Raw genomic sequence first — 16,846 nt, 5'->3', positions numbered from 1 at the left:
GCTCCGCCGATCCCCTGCGGGGGCGACCCTGCACCCCCACCCACGGACCACGCGAAGGGCAGCCGGTACCCCAGGCGGGGGGGAAGAAGGGTGCGGGACCCCGTACCGACACGGGCAGACAGGGCCGGCCCCGGACGAGCGCCCCGCACACGTACCGACGCGGCCGGGCAGCGCAAGGCCCACCCCGTACACGCGCGGGCCACCGGTACCCCCGCGTCGGTCTGCGGGAGACTGGCACGGTGAGACGTGAGAACACCCCCTTCGTCGGCGGCCCCCTCGACGGCCAGGCCCTGCCCGTCCTCGTCGGCCCGACCGGACATCCGCCGAAGTGGTACGAGGTGCCCGTACCGCACGACGACGGCTCCCCGCCCACCGTGTACGCCTACCGCCGCGAGCCCCGGGGCCACACCCGGCGGCTCGGGCTCCAGCTGGGCTGGAAGTACGTCCTCGTCCCCGGCGGACGGGAGCGGCGCGAGCTGAGGTGGCCGTGGTCGAAGCCGGGCGGGACCGGGCGGGCGGGGGCGCGGTGAGTCGAGCCGACACGCCGTGAAGAGGCGAGGGGCCGTCGCCGGGGGTGAAGCCGCTGGGCCGATCCGCCCCTTTCCGGTGGACCGGGGCGCCCCGGTGTCCACATACCCGGTGGGGGCGGCTCCGCACCGGCGGACCCCCGCGCCCGGTCGGAGGTGGTGTGGTGGTGTCAGCCGGGAGGACACGACGGCATACGGCGGGGACGGCGGCGCTGGCCGCGGTGACGGCGCTGGCGCTCACCGGGCCGCCGGGCGAGGCGCGGCCCCGGCTCGCCCCGGCGGCGCATACCCGTGCGCCGGCCGCCCCGGTGCCCCCGCCGGACGCGGCCGTGCTGCCCGTGCTCCCGGAGGCACCGGCGACGCTCCCCGACGCGCTGACGCGGCTGCGGATCCTGTACCACCAGGCGGAGGACGCCGGTTCGGAGTACGAGGGTGCCGCCCGCCGGCTGCGGGCGCAGCGGGCCCGTACCGCCCGGCTGGGGCGGCAGCTGACCCGGGCCCGGGAGGCGCTGGGGGCGAGCCGGGTCGCGGCGGGGCACCTGGCGCGGGAGCAGTACCAGGGGCATGCGGAGCTGTCGGGTCTTTCGGCGCTGCTGCGGCTGCTGCTCGCGCGTGACCCGGGGCGGGCGGTGGACGAGCAGTATCTGATCGAGCGGGCGGCGGCGCACCGCCGGGCCACGTTGCACCGGCTGGAGGGGACGGCCCGCAGGGCCGAGGTCCTGTCCCGGTCGGCGCGCAGGGCGCTGGAGCGGGAGCGGACGCTGGCGGCGCGGCAGAAGCGGGCCCGGGACACCGCCGCCGTGCGGCTGCGGGCCGTCGAGGAGTTGCTGGCGTCGCTGACCCCGGACCAGATCGCCGGGGTGTCCGCGCCCGGTGTCCGGGACACGGTCCTGCCGGCGGGGACGCTGACGCGGGACCATCCGCCGACCCGGGCGGGCGCGCTGGCGCTGCGGTACGCGGTCGCGCAGATCGGCAAGCCGTATCTGTGGGGTGCGGAGGGCCCGGGGTCGTTCGACTGTTCGGGGCTGACGCAGCGGGCCTGGGCGGCGGCGGGGGTGCGGATCCCGCGGACCAGTCAGGAGCAGTGGGCCCGGCTGCCCCGGGTGCCGCTGCGTTCGCTGCGCCCGGGGGATCTGGTGGTGTATTTCGGGGGCGCGACCCATGTGGGGATCTATCTGGGCGGTGGCCGGGTGGTGCACGCCCCGCGCCCGGGGACGGCCGTCAAGGTCTCCCCCGTCGCCGCGAATCCGCCGCTGGGCGCGGTGCGCCCGGATCCGTACGGTCCGCCGCTGCCGCCGGGCGCGTATCTCCCGCCGCCGCTCCCCGAGGGGGCGACGGCGGGTCCCGACACGGGCTGGTCCGGCGGTGCGGTGCCGCTCGCTCAGGAGGCGGCGGGTACGGCCTCCGACGCGTCCTCGGCGGTGTCCTGAGCGGCGGCGGCCGCCGCGCCGGTCTCGGCGAGGTAGGTGTCGGCGAGGGCGGGGTCGTAGAAGAAGTTCTCGAAGTCCCCGGGGTCGTTGAACCCGTTGGCGAAGCGGTCGGCGACGGGCTGGAGCTGCCCGGCGGCGCCGAGCAGGTTCAGGACGTGCTCCGGCGGCGGCGCCAGCATGGCGTTGGTCCACTTGGTGACGTGCTGCGCCGTCTGCCAGTAGCGGTCGAACGCGGACCGCATCCATGTCTCGTCGAAGGGCCGGTCGCCGTGCTCCACGATGGACGCGAGGTAGGAGGCGGCGCATTTGGCGGCGGAGTTGGAGCCCTGGCCGGTGATGGGGTCGTTGGCGACGACGACGTCGGCGACGCCGAGGACGAGGCCGCCGCTGGGGAGCCGGCCGACGGGGTTGCGCACGGTGGGCGCGTACCGTCCGGCCAGGGTGCCGCCCGCGTCGGTCAGTTCCACCCCGGTGGTACGGGCGTGCTCCCAGGGGAGGAAACGTTCCAGCAGTTCCAGCGTGAGCCGCAGATGCTCCTGGGGGTCGCGCACCCCCTGGAAGACATCGAGGGGTCCGCCGGGGATGCCCTCCCAGAAGAGGATGTCCGCGCGGCCCGAGGTGGTCCAGGTCGGCATCACGAAGAGTTCGCCGACTCCGGGCACGAGGTTGCAGCGGACCGCGTCGAACTCGGGGTGCTCCGGGCGCGGGCCCAGACCGTGCACATAGGCGACGGCCAGCGCGCGCTGCGGCGTGTCGTAGGGGGATCGGGCGGCGTCCCGCGCGAACATGGAGACCAGCTCGCCCTTGCCCGCCGAGACCAGGACCAGGTCGTAGGTCCGGGCGAAGTAGTCCAGGTCGCCGACGGCGGCACCGTGGATCACGAGCTGGCCGCCGCGCTGGGCGAAGGTCTCCATCCAGCCGGCCATCTTGACCCGCTGGTCGATGGACTGGGCGTAGCCGTCCAGTCTGCCGACCCAGTCGATCAGGCGCTCGGATCCCGGTCCGGCGACGGAGACGCCGAGTCCTTCGATCCGGGGGGCCTGGTTCTCCCAGAAGTTGATGCCGAGGTCGCGCTCGTGCTGGAGCGCGGTGTGGAACATGCACTGGGTCGACATGACCCGGCCATGACGGATCTCGTCGGCCGTGCGGTTGGACATCAGGGTGATGTCGTAGCCCTGCGACTGGAGGCCGAGCGCGAGCTGGAGGCCGGACTGACCGGCTCCGACGATGAGTATCTTCCGCATCCGGGGGGTCTCTTCCGTCCGATACGAGGCGATGGGAACCGTGGGGGGTTATTCGGGGGTGGCGTTCAGCGCATGGGTCACCAGTTCGAGCAGGGACTCGACCACGGTGGCCTTGTTGCGCGCGTCCATGATCACGATCGGCACGTGGACCGGTATGGTCAAGGCCTCCCGCACGTCCTCGGTCGCGAAGAGTTCCGATCCGTCGAAGTGGTTGACGGCGACGATGTACGGCAGCCCGCTGCTCTCGAAGTAGTCGAGCGCGGGGAAGCAGTCGGAGAGCCGCCGGGTGTCGGCCAGCACGATCGCGCCGATCGCGCCCCGGGACAGGTCGTCCCACATGAACCAGAAGCGCTGCTGTCCGGGCGTGCCGAACACGTACAGCACCAGGTCCTGATCGAGCGTGATCCGCCCGAAGTCCATGGCGACGGTGGTCGTCAGCTTCTCGGGGGTGGCGGCGAGATCGTCGGTCTCCTCGCTGGCCTGGGTCATCAGCGCCTCGGTCTGGAGCGGGGTGATCTCCGAGACCGAGCCGACGAACGTGGTCTTGCCCACGCCGAAGCCGCCCGCGACCACGACCTTGGCGGCGGTGGGGGCCCGGGTGTGGTCCAGCTGCCAGTCGCGCAGCCCCTCCTCGGCGGGGTTCGGCACCTCCCGGCGTTCGGGACCCTGCTGCCCGGGCAGGGTCGGGAGCCGCTGCCCGGCGGGCGGCCGGCTCCCGGAGGTGAGCGTGTCAGAGGCGGCGGAGTCCACTCAGCACCCTTTCCAGCAGTGCGCGTTCGGGGCGGCCGGAACCCTGTCCGGTGCCGTATACACGAATTTTTCCCTGGTCGGCCAGATCGCTCAGCAGAACCCTCACGACGCCCAGCGGCATCTTGAGGATCGCGGAGATCTCGGCGACCGTCCGCATCCGCCGGCACAGCTCCACGATGGCCTGGAGCTCGGGCATCACCCGGGTGGGGTCCCCCTGGGTCAGCTCCGGCCGTTCGGGCGGTGCCTCCAGCGCGGCCACGAAGGTCTCCACCAGCAGCACATGGCCGAAGCGGGTCCGGCCGCCGGTGAGGGAGTACGGGCGTACCCGCGAGGGACGGTGGTTCTCCCCGCGCACGGGCAGCCCGGCGGGGGTGGCGGAACGGTGCTTCCCGGTCACTGCGCCTCCTCCAGCGACTTGCGCAACTCGCTGCGGAGTTCGGGGGTGAGCACATGTCCGGCCCGCCCCACGAACAGCCCCATGTGGTAGGCGACCACGGACATGTCGCAGTCGGCGTCGGCGTGCACCCCGAGGAGGGAGCCGTCGCTGATGGACATGATGAAGACGCAGCCGCCCTCCATGGCGACCATGGTCTGTTTGACCCCGCCGCCGTCCATCAGACGGGCGGCGCCGACGGTCAGGCTGCCGATGCCCGAGACGATGGTGGCGAGGTCCGCGCTGGAGCCCCGGGGGCCCTCCGGGCGGGTGCCCGCCGGGGGCAGGGCCGGTGCGGCGTTCCGCTCGGGGTCGGAAGAGAGCAGGAGCAGCCCGTCGGACGAGACGACGGCGACCGAGCGCAGGCCAGGCACCTCCTCCACCAGATTGCTCAGCAACCAGTGCAGATTGCGGGCCTCACTGCTCAGGCCGAACGTGCCGGTCGCAGTCAACTGCGTGCCTCCTCGACTGTGTCCCCCGCTTCTCTGGGTCCCGTGCGCGCGATCTCCGCCTCGGCCTCCTTGCGGCCGCGGTCGGCGGCCCGCTGGAAGCCGCCCAGCCTGCGGCGCAGGGCTTCGGCGTCGACGCTGCCGGTCCGCTCGCCGGGCGCGGCGGCGGGCTTGACGACCTTGGGCGTGCGCTTGGGCAGGCCCTTGTCGGTGACGCGGTCCCAGACGGGCGCGGCCCCCGTCGTCGGCGGGGACGCGGTGGGTCCCGCGGGCTCCCCCGCCCGCTCGGGCCCGGCCGCGGGTGGATGGCCCGCGGCGGTCCGGTGCGCCGCCGGGGCGGACGCGGCCGGTACGTGTGGGGTGGGCGTGCCGGGGCCCGGCAGGGCCTGCTCCGGCACGGCGGGCGCGTCCGGCTCGGGGGCCCGCATCTCGAAGGTCGGCTCGTCGACGGCGGCCACGGGGGCGCGGTCGGCGGCCCGCTCATGGGTGTCGTGCACCGGTTCGCCGGCCTGGCGGACGGCCGCCTCGGCGGCGGCCACCAGGGGGTCCTGCCGGGGCAGGGGCGGTGCGGCGTGCTGCGGCGCGTGCCCGGGGTGTGCGGGCAGCGGCCGGCGCTGTCCGCCGGGCAGGGCGTTGGAGTTGGCCTCGGCGACCGAGCCGACCAGCGCGACCTGGGTGGACGCGGTGTCCGACATGCCGGGCAGGCCCTCGGCGGGCGGCGGCGCGGGCAGCAGGCCGGCGGGGAGCACGACGACGGCGGTGACCCCGCCCTGCTTCTGCTCGCGCAGCTGGACGCGGACCTTGTGCCGGGAGGCGAGCAGCCCGGCGACCCTCAGCCCCAGGCCCTCGGCGTCGCCGCCGGTGGGGGCCAGCTCGTACGCCTGGGGGTCGTCAAGGCGGGCGTTCAGCTCGGCGAGCCGGGCGGCGGTCATGCCGATGCCGGTGTCCGTGACGGAGAGCATCACCTCGCCGTTCTCCAGCAGCCAGCCCGACAGCTCGACCTGGGCGTCGGGCGGGGAGAAGGCGGTGGCGTTCTCCAGCAGCTCGGCGACGAGGTGGCTGAGGTCGTCGGCGGCGAACCCGGCGATGTGGGCGTGCGGCGGCAGGGCCTGGATGACGACCCGCTCGTACCGCTCGATCTCGCTGACGGCGGCGCGCAGCACATCCACGAGCGGGACGGGGCCGGGGTGGCCGTGGCCGTGCTCGGCCCCGGCGAGGACGAGCAGGTTCTCGCTGTGCCGGCGCATGACGGTGGCCATGTGGTCCAGCTTGAAGAGGGTCGCGAGGCGCTCGGGGTCCTGCTCCCGCTCCTCCAGCTTCTCGATCACTCCGAGCTGGCGTTCGACCAGGCCGAGGGTGCGCAGCGAGAGGTTGACGAAGGTGTGGTCGACGGTGTGGCGCAGCCGCTGGAGTTCGGCGGCCAGCTCGTCGGTGCGCTCGCGCAGCTCGGCGCGGGCCTCGGAGAGCTTGGCGGCGAGGTTGTCCCTGGAGCCGATGAGTCCGGTGCGCTCGCTGCTCAGTTCGTCGGCGCGCTGCGCGAGGTCGCGCGTGCGGCTGTGCAGGGCGTTGAGGGACCGTACGACCTGGGCGAACTCGTCGTTGCGGCCGGTGAAGGCGATCGGCTGCCCGCTGTCGGGCGCGGAGGCGAGGCGGGCGGCGCCGATGCGGACCACGGCGAGCGGCCGGGTGAGGGTGCGGGCCGTCGCGGTGGCGACGCCGACGCAGATCAGCACCAGTCCGGCGAGGATCGCGGCCTGGATCTCCAGGGCGGTGACGTCGTCGTCGCGGAGGGCTTCGAGGGCGGCGATCCGCTCGGAGGCGAGGGTGGACTCGACGCCGCGCATCTGTTCGATACGGGCGGTGAGGGCGGCGTCCAGCTTCTCGCGGTCGGCCCGGCGGTCGTCCTCGGAGAGCCGGGGCTGGTCGGTGAGGCGGGCGAGATAGCCCTCGGCGGCCTTGACCTCGGCGCCGGTGACGGTGGCGGCGAGGGAGTCCCGGGCGTCCTTGGCGGCGGCCTGGTCGAAGTCGGCGAGGGCGGCCAGCTCGCGCACCCGGGCCTGCTGGGCGGCGGCGCTGAGGGCGTCGCGGGCCTCCTCGGCCCGCTTGCCCTCCTCGCTCTCCTCCTCGACGGTCAGCCCGGTGATCTCGTCCACGGTCTGCACGGGCTCGACGGCGGGCACGGAGAGCCCGCCCAGCAGCAGTCCGCGCGCCGCGGAGGCCTGTTCGGCGGCGAGGCCCAGCTCGGCGGTGGCGCGGGCGGCCCGGGTGGCCCCGGGGGCGCGCGGCGGCAGCCGGTCGGCCAGCTCGTCGGCGAGGCCCTGGAGCGCCCCGATGACGGTGGTGTACGCCTGGTGGGCCTCCATGGCGGAGCCCTTGCCGGTGAGCGCGGCCCGGCGCAGGGAGGGCACGGTGGCCAGCTCCCGGCGCAGTTCGGCGCGGTCGTCCGGGATGGCGCCGCGGATCTCCTCGATCTGGCGGTCCACGCGGGAGGTGCGGGCGTCGGTGACGTCGCGCCGCTCGCCGCGGCCGCCGCGCTGTTCGTCGCGGCCCGCCGCGATGTACGCGGTGACCTCGTCGCGTTCGTCGGAGAGCGAGTGGGCGAGGGTGACGGCCTGCCGGTTGAGCTGCGCGAGGGTCAGCAGCCGCTGGGACTCGCGCAGGTCGTCGAGGCCGGTGAGGACGCCGGGCGTGCCGGCGCCCGCGACGGCGAGCCCGGCGACGGCGACCCCTATGACGAGCCGGTTGCGCACCCGCTTGGCACGGCCCTTGGCGACGGGGGCCGCCGCTGTGCCGTGCGCTGTGCCGTCCTGTGCCGGATACGTCTCAGGGGCCAGGGGGGCCTGAGGCCGCTTCTTCTGCACCGGTGCTCGCAATCCTGCTTGAATCGTCCACCTTTGGGAACCTGGAGCAGAGATGACGACCGGTCATACTCGGAACCCAACCCCAGGCACGAGATGACACCATTCCAGTGCTTTTGGGGAAGGGGGCGCGCATCGGCCGCTCTGCCACCTGAACGAGTGAACATCACGGGGGAGTTGGCAAACAACTCCTCTCGGTTGTTTCGTGGGCCGATCCGTGGACACTGACTGGATCTTCCGGCCAGGCTTTGGGAGGATGCGCGCCCGCAGCTCCACCCGATGGTCCGTCAGCCCCTCCGCAGCACCCCTGACCTGCCTGTACCTACGATTTCCGCATCTGTGCGGATGGCGTGAACGAGTCATGCAGACTGGGGGCCATGCGTATGGATCTGGCCACTTCCCCCGGTTCACCCGAACGTCCCAACGAAGACTGGGCATCCGTGTCCCTGCCCGCGTCGGGCCGGGGCGGATCGCTGGTGGTGCTGGACGGTGTGACGCCGCCGGAGGGTGACTACGGGTGTGTGCACCCGGTGGCCTGGTTCACCGCCCGGCTCGGGGGCGCTCTGCTCGAACTGTCCACTTCTCGTCCGGATACGGCACTGGCCGGGATTCTCTCCACGGCAATCCGGCGCACCGCCGACGCCCACCGGGACACCTGTGACCTTTCTCACGTTCGAACACCGCAGGCGACGGTGGTCCTGGTCCGCTGGGGCGGAGCCGCCGACCCGGTCGAACATCTGGTGCTGGCGGACTCGACCCTTCTGATCGAGGAGCCCGGCGGGAAGGTACGGGCGGTGGTGGACGACCGGGTCGACCGGCTGCCCCGGGACGCGCGGCGCAGCCACGCGGGCACGGACGCCCTGCGGAACGCGGAGGGCGGCTTCTTCACGGCGGCGGCGGACCCGGCGGTCGCGGAGCGGGCGCTGACGGGGAGCACCCCGGGATCGCGGGTGCGGTCGGTGGCGGCGCTGACGGACGGGGCGGCGCGCTGGGTGGACATGTTCGGCGCGGGCGACTGGGCGCGGTGCCTCGGGGTGCTGCGCGAGGAGGGTGCCGAGCGGCTGCTGGAGCGGGTGCGGGAGCTGGAGACGTCGGGGGCGCCGGCGCGGTCGGCGGTGCTCCGGTGGAAGCTGCACGACGACGCCACGGCGGTCTTCGCGGAGCTGGGGTGAGCGGTGGCCGCGGTGCGCGGGTGCGTCGCCGGCGGTGGCACGGTGCGCGGGGCGGCCCCGGGCCGCGCGGCCCGGGGCGGCCGGTGGCGGTCAGTCCCCGGCGCGGGTGTTGAGCTGGTGGAGCAGCCGGGCCAGCTCGGAGATCTCGGCACGGTCCCAGTCGGCCAGCTTGGCGACGTACCGGGCGCGGCGGGCGTCCCTCACCCGGCGGAACCGCCGGAGTCCTTCTTCGGTGAGCCGGATGAGTGACGCCCGGCCGTCGGCGGGGTCGGGCTCCCGGACCACCAGGCCCAGCGTTTCGAGCGCCCGCAGCTGACGGCTCATCGTGGCCTTGCCGACGCCGAAGTACCCGGCGAGGTCGGTGGCGCGCAGGGAGCCGGTCTCCTCCAGCCGCACGAGCAGACCGTAGGCGGAGGCCTCCAGATCGGGGTGGAGCTGACGGGCCATCTCGCCCGACGAGGCCCGCGCCCGGCGCAGGAAGACGGCCAACTCCCGCTCCAGGGCGAGGAATACCTGTTCCCCGCCGATGTCGCCCTTGAGGTCGGCCACGCTCGCCGTGTCGCTTCTGTGCACGTCAGCACCCCTCGTACGGTCTCTGCTTCCGGAAGGTCGGTGCCGCCGGCGGCGATGGCGGCGACGGGTTCCAGTATTTCGCAGACGCGACGGCCCGGCGGCCCCCGGCGGGCTCCCCCGCGGCGGGCGCGGCCGCCCGCGGCCGGTCCGTGGCGCGTTGCTCCATCCCGGTGGGGGCGCCGGTCGGGGCGGCCTCGCGCGGGCCCGCCGCGGTCCGGCCGGCGGAGGCAGGGTGGTTCCGTGCAGAGATCCGGATTCATCACTTTCAGAAACGCGCCGGGCGCACCCCGCCGCCGGTTTCCGGTGGCCGGTGCGCTCCTCACCACCCTCTCCTTCCTCTCGTTCCTCTCCCTTCTCTCGCTCTCGCTGGCCCCCCGGCCGGCCGGGGCCGCCGATGTCCCGCCGCGCGGCTCGGCCTATCTGGGGATGGGCGTGATCGCCCACGACGGTCAGGGGCCGCTGCCGCCCAGGACCCGCGCCGTGCAGACGGAGGGGGTCGACGTGGCCAGCCATCAGGGCAACGTCGACTGGGCCGCGCTGTGGGCGAGCGGGGTCAAGTGGGCCTACGTCAAGGCCACCGAGGGCACCTACTACCGCAACCCCTACTACGCCCAGCAGTACACCGGCTCCTACGACACCGGGATGATCCGGGGGGCGTACCACTTCGCCACGCCGGACACGGCGACGGGGGCGGCGCAGGCCGACTGGTTCGTCGACAACGGCGGCGGCTGGAGCCGGGACGGCCGGACCCTGCCGGGCGCCCTGGACATCGAGTGGAACCCGTACGGCCACACCTGCTACGGCCTGACGCCGGCGCAGATGGTGGGCTGGATCCGGGAGTTCCTGGACCGGTACCGGGCCCGTACCGGGCGGGACGCCGTGATCTACACCGCGACCAGCTGGTGGACGCAGTGCACCGGCCGGTACACGGGGTTCGGGGCGGTCCACCCGCTGTGGGTCCCCCGGTACGACACCACACCGGGGGAGCTGCCGGCGGGCTGGAGTTTCCACACGATGTGGCAGTACACGTCGTCGGGGCCGCTCGTGGGCGACCACAACCGGTTCAACGGGGCCCTGGACCGGGTGCAGGCCCTCGCGAACGGCTGACGGGCCGCCGCGGTGGGGGTGTCAGGTCCAGTGGGCCGGGCGCTCCAGCCGCTCCGGGAGCCGGGTGGCGCCGTCTCCCCTGGCGGCGTTCAGCTGGGGCCGGGTGAGGAAGATGCTCCCCGTCAGATCGGCGCCACCGAGGTCGGCGTCGCGCAGGTCCGCCCCGATGAGGTCGGCCTGCCGCAGGTCGGCGCCCCTCAGGTCGGCGGCGATGAGGAGGGCTCCGCGCAGGCTCGCGCCGCGCAGGTCGGCGCCCCGCAGACGGGCGCCGGCGAGGTCGGCTCCCCGGCGGTCCTTGCGCCGGCGCGGGCCGGCCGGCGACCCGGCCCGGACCAGTTCGCTCGTCCGCAGCAGCTGGACGTTGACGCGCTGCCGGTGCGCGGCCAGGTCGAGGGCGGCCAGGGCGGCGGGGTCGAGCAGGGTCAGCTCCCCGGTCTGCGCGCGCAGGGCCCGCAGCTCGGTGTGGAGGGGGCGGGCGGCCGCGAGGCCCAGGGCCTCGTCCAGGTACCAGAGCAGTTCGTGGAGATGGCGGACGACGGGGAAGGCCGCGAACATCGCCGGGGCGCCGGCGGGGTCGCGGCGCCAGTCGGTGCCGCCGAAGGTGACCTGGGAGACCTTCTGGCCGGCGCCGAAGCAGTCGTACACCGTGCAGCCGGTGAAGCCGCTCGGGCGCAGCCGGGTGTGGATGCCGCAGCGGAACTCGGCGTCGAGGTTGCGGCAGGGCTGCCCGGCCGCCTTGTCCACGGCGAAGTCGGCCGACGCGGCGAAGGGGAGGGCCACGCAGCACAGGCCGAAGCAGTTCGCGCAGTCCGCCCGCAGCTCCGGGTCCCCGGACGCCCGGTTGATCGTTTCCATCGGCCCATTGTGACGGTGGGTGAGGGCGGCGGAAGCGCCTGGGGACGCGTCGGCCCCCGGGCGCGGGAAGGGGAGGGAAGCGCGCCCGGGGGCCGGTGGTGGGCCCGCTTGCGGGGAAGCGGGCCCGGGTCCGTCAGGCGGCGGCCGCGATCGGGACGTCCGCCGGGGCGAGGGCGATGTCGAGCACCTGCCGTACGTCGGTGACGAGGTGGACCTCCAGCGTGTCGCGGATCTCCGCCGGCACGTCGTCCAGGTCGGCCTCGTTCCGCTTGGGGATCACCACGGTGGTGATGCCCGCCCGGTGGGCGGCGAGGAGCTTCTGCTTCACGCCGCCGATCGGCAGCACCCGCCCGGTGAGCGAGACCTCGCCGGTCATGGCCACGTCGGTGCGGACCGGCCGGCCCGACAGGAGCGAGGCCAGCGCCGTCGTCATGGTGATGCCCGCGCTCGGCCCGTCCTTGGGGACCGCGCCCGCCGGGAAGTGGATGTGCACGCCCCGGTCCTTCAGATCGGCGACCGGAAGCTCGGCCTCCGCACCGCGTGAGCGCAGGAAGCTCAGCGCGATCCGCGCCGACTCCTTCATCACGTCGCCGAGCTGGCCGGTGAGGGTCAGCCCGGAGCCGCCGGTCTCCGGATCGGCGAGCGACGCCTCGACGTAGAGGACGTCGCCGCCCGCGCCGGTGACCGCGAGTCCGGTGGCGACACCGGGCACGGCCGTGCGCCGCTCGGCCGGGTCCTGCGCGGACTCCGGTACGTGGTGCGGCCGCCCGATCAGCTCGCGGAGCTGTTCGGCGCCGACGGTGAAGGGCAGCTCGCGCTCGCCCAGCTCGTGCTCGGCCGCGACCTTGCGGAGCAGCCGGGCGAGGGCCCGCTCCAGGTTCCGCACGCCGGCCTCGCGGGTGTACTCCCCGGCCAGCTTGCGCAGCGCCGACTCCGCCAGCTCCACTTCGCCGGTGGCCAGGCCGGCCCGGTCCAGCTGGCGCGGGAACAGGTGGTCGCGGGCGATGACGACCTTCTCGTCCTCGGTGTAGCCGTCGAGGCGGACCAGTTCCATCCGGTCGAGCAGCGCCTCGGGGATGGCCTCCAGCACATTGGCGGTGGCCAGGAAGACGACATCGCTCAGGTCCAGCTCGACTTCCAGGTAGTGGTCCCGGAATGTGTGGTTCTGGGCCGGGTCGAGGACTTCGAGGAGGGCGGCGGCGGGGTCGCCGCGGAAGTCGGAGCCCACCTTGTCGATCTCGTCCAGGAGGATCACCGGGTTCATCGAGCCGGCCTCCTTGACCGCCCGGACGATCCGGCCGGGCAGCGCGCCGACGTAGGTGCGCCGGTGGCCCCGGATCTCGGCCTCGTCCCGGACGCCGCCGAGGGCGACCCGGACGAACTTGCGGCCCATCGCGTGGGCGACGGACTCGCCCAGCGAGGTCTTGCCCACGCCCGGCGGGCCGACGAGCGCGAGCACCGCGCCCCCGCGCCGCCCGCCGACCACGCCGAGCCCCCGGTCGGCGCGCCGCTTGCGCACCGCCAGGTATTCGGTGATCCGCTCCTTCACGTCCGCGAGGCCCGCGTGCTCGGCGTCGAGGACGGCACGGGCGCCCCGGATGTCGTAGGCGTCCTCGGTCCGCTCGTTCCAGGGGAGTTCGAGGACGGTGTCCAGCCAGGTGCGGATCCAGGAGCCCTCGGGGCTCTGGTCGCTGGACCGCTCCAGCTTGGCGACCTCCTTGAGGGCGGCCTCGCGGACGCTCTCGGGCAGGTCGGCGGCCTCCACGCGGGCGCGGTAGTCCTCCGCTTCGTCGGCTCCGTCGGCGTCGCCTTCGCCGTTCAGCTCGCGCAGTTCCTTGCGGACGGCGTCCAGCTGGCGGCGGAGCAGGAACTCGCGCTGCTGCTTGTCGACGCCCTCCTGGACGTCCTTGGCGATGGACTCGGCGACGTCCTGCTCGGCGAGGTGCTCCCGCAGCTGCTCGGTGGCGAGCCGCAGCCGGGCCACCGGGTCGGTGGTCTCCAGCAGCTCGATCTTCTGGGCGGTGGTGAGGAAGGGGGAGTAGCCGGAGTTGTCGGCGAGCTGGGACACGCCCTCGATCTGCTGCACCCGGTCCACGACCTGCCAGGCGCCGCGCTTCTTGAGCCATTCGGTGGCGAGGGCCTTGTACTCGGTGACCAGCTCGGCGATCTGGCCGGGGAGCGGATCGGGGACGGTCTCCTCGATCCGGGTGCCCTCGACCCACAGGGCGGCGCCGGGGCCGGTGGTGCCGGAGCCGATGCGCACCCGGCCCACGCCCCGGATCAGGGCGCCGGGGTCGCCGTCGGAGAGGCGGCCGACCTGCTCGACGGTCCCGAGGACGCCGGTCGCCGCGTACTGCCCGTCCACGCGGGGAACAAGGAGCACCCGCGGCTTGCTGCCCCCGGAGGAACCGGCGGCGGCCTGCGCGGCCTCGACGGCGGCGCGGACATCGCCGTCGGTGAGGTCGAAGGGCACCACCATTCCGGGCAGCACGACCTCGTCGTCGAGCGGCAGCACGGGCAGGGTGAGCGGTGTGAACGTCTGGGACTCAGCAGCCATGATCTCCCCTTAGGCAGTGAACTTGAGCGTCAAGGACTCAATGCAGTTATGTGGAGTCAATGCATGGGCGGCGCCGGATGTTCCCGGGCCCCTGTTCGCTCTGAGCGATCACTCCCCGACCGGTACGGAACCGGCCCCTCCGGCCCCTCCGGCCCGATCCGCGGAACCGAGAACCGGCACCGCCCCGGCGAGCGATAGAGGGGTGTGAGACGGATCCGCCCCGCACGGGGAGACACACGGGAAGACCGGGAAGCCACGGAGGGAGACGGAGACCGGGACGACGCCGCTCTGCTGCGCGCCGTCGCCCGGGGGGACGCCGACGCGCTCGCCGCCCTCTACGACCGCCACGCCGGCTGGCTGCACGCCCGGCTCACCCGCCGCTGCGCCGACCCCGAGACCGTGCGCGAGGTCGTCCAGGACACCTTCGTCGCGGTCTGGCGGAACGCGGGCGGCCACCACGGCGGCGAGGCCGGCGGCTGGCTCTGGGTGATCGCCGGCCGGCGGCTCCTGGACGCGTACCGGACGGGCGCCCGGCAGGGCAGACCCGTCCCCGACAGCGCCGCCCCGCCGCCGAACGCCCCCTCCGCCGAGGAGCGGGTGCTGATCTCGCTGGAGTACGGGGACCTCGGCGACGCCCTGGACCGGATCCCGCCGGAGCTGCGGGACGTCCTGCGCGCCACCGTCATCGACGGCCTGTCCACCCGGGAGGCCGCCCACGCGCTCGGCATCCCCGAGGGCACCGTCAAGTCCCGGGCCCGACGGGCCCGCCGTGAGCTGCGCTCGGCGCTGGAGGCCCTGGCGCCGGGGAGCTGCCCGCTGGGAGGTACGGCATGACCGGCATGAGCCACCCGACCGGCGGGCACGTGTCCGCACCCCTGGCCCTGCGGTACGCGCTCGGCACGGCCCGCGAACCGGACGCCCGCGCACTGGAACGCCACATCGAGGGCTGCGGACCGTGCGCGGCCCGGGTCTCCGCCGCCGTCCGGCGCGGCCCCGCCGGCGCCGTCCTCGACGACATCCGCACGGCGGTCCTGGCGGAGGCGGCCGGACGGGCCCCCGAGCACGCGGGCCCGGCGGGATCCGGAAGGGAGACCCCGGCCCCGGCGGGCTCCGTGGGCCTGGTCACCCGGCTCGGCTGGGCGGCGGGACCCGCCGTCCGCAGGGCCTGGTGGCCGGCGCTCCTCGCCGTCGTCGGCGGCGCGCTCCTCCTCGCGTACGCCGTGGACCTCCCCCGGGCCGCCCGGCCGCTGCTGCTGGCCCTCTCCCCCGTCGTCCCGCTGCTGGGGGTGGCGCTGTCGTACGGCCGCCGCGCCGACCCCCTGCACGAGATCATCGCGTCCACGCCGTCGGGCGGGCTGCGGCTGCTGCTCACCCGGACCGCCGTGGTGCTGCTGGCCGGTGTGGTCCTGCTGGCGGCCGCCGGGACGCTGCTGCCGCCCGCGACCGGGCTCCCGGGCGTCCCCGGCCCGGCCTCCTGGCTGCTGCCCGGCCTCGCCCTGACCCTGGCGGCCCTGGCCCTCGGCTCCTACACGGGCTGCCAGGCCGCCGCGTCCGCACTCGCCTGCGGCTGGCTGCTGGCGGTCCTCACGCCCCTGGCGGGCTCCGTTCCGGCCGAGGCCGCCGCCCGGCTCGGCGGCTATGTCGCCGGACCGGCTGCACAGACCACCTGGGCGGCCGCCGCCCTCCTCTGCGCGGGGCTGCTCGCCCTGCGCCGTTCCTCCTTCGACCGTCTGGAGCGGGTGTGAGTACGAACTCGGGTACGCGTACGGGTACGGGCGCGGCCGACGGACCCGCCGTACGGGTCGGCGGGCTGTCCGTGCGCCACCGGCGGACCGTGGCCCTGGACGGCGTCGACCTGGACCTCGGCACCGGGGTGCACGGGCTGCTCGGCCCGAACGGAGCGGGCAAGACCTCGCTCATCCGCGTCCTCGCCACGGTCGCCGCACCGGCGGCCGGCCGGGTGGAACTCCTCGGCCACGACACCGCCGACCGCCGGAGCCTGGCCCGGGTCCGGCGGCGGCTCGGTTATCTGCCACAGGAATTCGGCCACTACCCGGGCTTCACCGTGCGGGAGTTCGTCGCGTACATCGCCTGGCTGAAGGAGATGCCCCCGGCCGCGATCCCCGCCGCCGTGGAACGCGCGGTGGAACGCGTGGGCCTCGCCGACCGCGCCGACACCAAGGTCCGCCGGCTCTCCGGCGGCATGGTCCGCCGGGTGGGCATCGCCCAGGCCATCGTGAACGACCCCGACCTGCTGCTCCTCGACGAGCCGACGGCCGGACTCGACCCGGAGCAGCGGGTCGAGTTCCGGGCGCTGCTGCGGGAGGTGGGCGCCACCGCCACCGTGATCGTCTCCACCCATCTGGTCGAGGACGTGGCGGCCGCCTGCACCGAGGTGACCCTCATCGACTCGGGCCGGATCGCCTACCGGGGCACCACGGCGGAGCTGACCGCCCTCGGCGCACCGGACGCCTCGGACCCGTCGGCTCCGTCGGCGCTGTCCGCTCTACCGGATCCCGCGTCCACCAGCCCGATCGAACGCGGGTACACGGCCGCCCTGCGCGCCCACCGGGCCCTTGCGGCCGACCGGAAGGGAGCGGGCCGATGACCGCGGCCGACGACAGCGGGAGGAGCGTGCCCCGGTCGTGGGATCCCGGCGCGACCGGCCGGCCACCCGGGGCCCGGACCATCGTGACGGGCGGATGAGGCTCCACCGCGGCAGCCCGAACCGGAACACCGACCGCCACCGAACCACCCCGGCGAACAGACACCGTGCCGCAGCAGTCCACTCCCCGCTGCCGCCGCAGCCGACCGGAACGGACCGAACGGCCACGGCGGATCCGCACACCACCCCGCACCACGCGGCGGACGCCGAACCACCACCACAACCA

The 16,846-nt window shown here is 74.7% G+C and carries 15 protein-coding genes; 7 read left to right on the top strand and 8 right to left on the bottom strand.

Annotated features, from left to right (window positions below):
• The first annotated feature begins 239 nt into the window (after positions 1-239).
• Complete coding sequence (locus SYYSPA8_RS10155; RefSeq protein WP_323446695.1) at positions 240-530, top strand: hypothetical protein; 291 nt, start codon at positions 240-242, stop codon at positions 528-530.
• Positions 531-694: 164 nt separating this feature from the next.
• Complete coding sequence (locus tag SYYSPA8_RS10150; protein ID WP_407705972.1) at positions 695-1,957, top strand: C40 family peptidase; 1,263 nt, start codon at positions 695-697, stop codon at positions 1,955-1,957.
• Here SYYSPA8_RS10150 and SYYSPA8_RS10145 read toward each other — a convergent pair.
• Genes SYYSPA8_RS10145 through SYYSPA8_RS10125 form a run of 5 tightly spaced genes read right to left on the bottom strand, consistent with a single transcriptional unit; the run spans position 1,909 to position 7,694 of the window.
• The gene (locus SYYSPA8_RS10145; protein ID WP_323446693.1) at positions 1,909-3,201 is read right to left on the bottom strand and encodes a styrene monooxygenase/indole monooxygenase family protein; all 1,293 of its coding nucleotides are present in this window, start codon (positions 3,199-3,201) and stop codon (positions 1,909-1,911) included. The genes SYYSPA8_RS10150 and SYYSPA8_RS10145 overlap by 49 nt on opposite strands.
• Positions 3,202-3,249: 48 nt before the next feature.
• Complete coding sequence (locus SYYSPA8_RS10140; protein WP_407705959.1) at positions 3,250-3,951, bottom strand: GTP-binding protein; 702 nt, start codon at positions 3,949-3,951, stop codon at positions 3,250-3,252.
• The gene (locus tag SYYSPA8_RS10135) at positions 3,932-4,348 is read right to left on the bottom strand and encodes a DUF742 domain-containing protein (protein WP_323446692.1); all 417 of its coding nucleotides are present in this window, start codon (positions 4,346-4,348) and stop codon (positions 3,932-3,934) included. Before SYYSPA8_RS10135 ends, SYYSPA8_RS10140 begins: the two co-directional genes overlap by 20 nt.
• Positions 4,345-4,836 (bottom strand): roadblock/LC7 domain-containing protein, encoded by a 492-nt coding sequence (locus SYYSPA8_RS10130; RefSeq protein WP_323446691.1) that lies wholly within the window; start codon positions 4,834-4,836, stop codon positions 4,345-4,347. Before SYYSPA8_RS10130 ends, SYYSPA8_RS10135 begins: the two co-directional genes overlap by 4 nt.
• Complete coding sequence (locus SYYSPA8_RS10125; protein ID WP_323446690.1) at positions 4,833-7,694, bottom strand: sensor histidine kinase; 2,862 nt, start codon at positions 7,692-7,694, stop codon at positions 4,833-4,835. Before SYYSPA8_RS10125 ends, SYYSPA8_RS10130 begins: the two co-directional genes overlap by 4 nt.
• Positions 7,695-8,068: 374 nt before the next feature.
• Here SYYSPA8_RS10125 and SYYSPA8_RS10120 point away from each other — a divergent pair, with 374 nt between their 5' ends.
• On the top strand, positions 8,069-8,863 hold the full coding sequence (locus SYYSPA8_RS10120; RefSeq protein WP_323446689.1) for a hypothetical protein: 795 nt from the start codon (positions 8,069-8,071) through the stop codon (positions 8,861-8,863).
• A gap of 90 nt (positions 8,864-8,953) precedes the next feature.
• Here the strand turns inward: SYYSPA8_RS10120 and SYYSPA8_RS10115 are convergent, their stop codons facing one another.
• Positions 8,954-9,436, bottom strand: coding sequence for a MarR family winged helix-turn-helix transcriptional regulator (locus SYYSPA8_RS10115; protein WP_407705958.1), 483 nt, complete (start codon positions 9,434-9,436; stop codon positions 8,954-8,956).
• 303 nt (positions 9,437-9,739) lie between these two features.
• Between SYYSPA8_RS10115 and SYYSPA8_RS10110 the strand changes: the two genes are divergently transcribed.
• The gene (locus SYYSPA8_RS10110) at positions 9,740-10,543 is read left to right on the top strand and encodes a lysozyme (RefSeq protein WP_323446688.1); all 804 of its coding nucleotides are present in this window, start codon (positions 9,740-9,742) and stop codon (positions 10,541-10,543) included.
• 21 nt (positions 10,544-10,564) lie between these two features.
• Here the strand turns inward: SYYSPA8_RS10110 and SYYSPA8_RS10105 are convergent, their stop codons facing one another.
• Positions 10,565-11,398, bottom strand: a complete 834-nt coding sequence (locus SYYSPA8_RS10105) for a pentapeptide repeat-containing protein (protein ID WP_323446687.1) — start codon at positions 11,396-11,398, stop codon at positions 10,565-10,567.
• A 133-nt stretch (positions 11,399-11,531) separates the two neighbouring features.
• A complete protein-coding gene (gene lon, locus SYYSPA8_RS10100) occupies positions 11,532-13,955 on the bottom strand; it encodes an endopeptidase La (protein WP_323446686.1) in 2,424 nt (807 codons plus the stop codon).
• Positions 13,956-14,159: 204 nt separating this feature from the next.
• Between lon and SYYSPA8_RS10095 the strand changes: the two genes are divergently transcribed.
• Genes SYYSPA8_RS10095 through SYYSPA8_RS10085 form a run of 3 tightly spaced genes read left to right on the top strand, consistent with a single transcriptional unit; the run spans position 14,160 to position 16,563 of the window.
• Positions 14,160-14,789 (top strand): RNA polymerase sigma factor, encoded by a 630-nt coding sequence (locus SYYSPA8_RS10095; RefSeq protein WP_407705957.1) that lies wholly within the window; start codon positions 14,160-14,162, stop codon positions 14,787-14,789.
• Positions 14,786-15,700 carry a zf-HC2 domain-containing protein gene (locus tag SYYSPA8_RS10090; protein WP_323446685.1) on the top strand — a complete coding sequence of 305 codons (915 nt, stop codon included), beginning with the start codon at positions 14,786-14,788 and terminating at the stop codon, positions 15,698-15,700. Before SYYSPA8_RS10095 ends, SYYSPA8_RS10090 begins: the two co-directional genes overlap by 4 nt.
• Positions 15,697-16,563 (top strand): ABC transporter ATP-binding protein, encoded by an 867-nt coding sequence (locus SYYSPA8_RS10085; protein WP_323446684.1) that lies wholly within the window; start codon positions 15,697-15,699, stop codon positions 16,561-16,563. Before SYYSPA8_RS10090 ends, SYYSPA8_RS10085 begins: the two co-directional genes overlap by 4 nt.
• The last annotated feature ends 283 nt before the right edge of the window (positions 16,564-16,846 follow it).

It is taken from the genome of Streptomyces yaizuensis (assembly GCF_034961445.1).
GTDB classification, from domain to species: Bacteria; Actinomycetota; Actinomycetes; order Streptomycetales; family Streptomycetaceae; genus Streptomyces; species Streptomyces yaizuensis.
The sequence above is the reverse complement of the archived record's forward strand: the minus strand, read 5'-3'. Positions and strand labels throughout refer to the sequence as shown.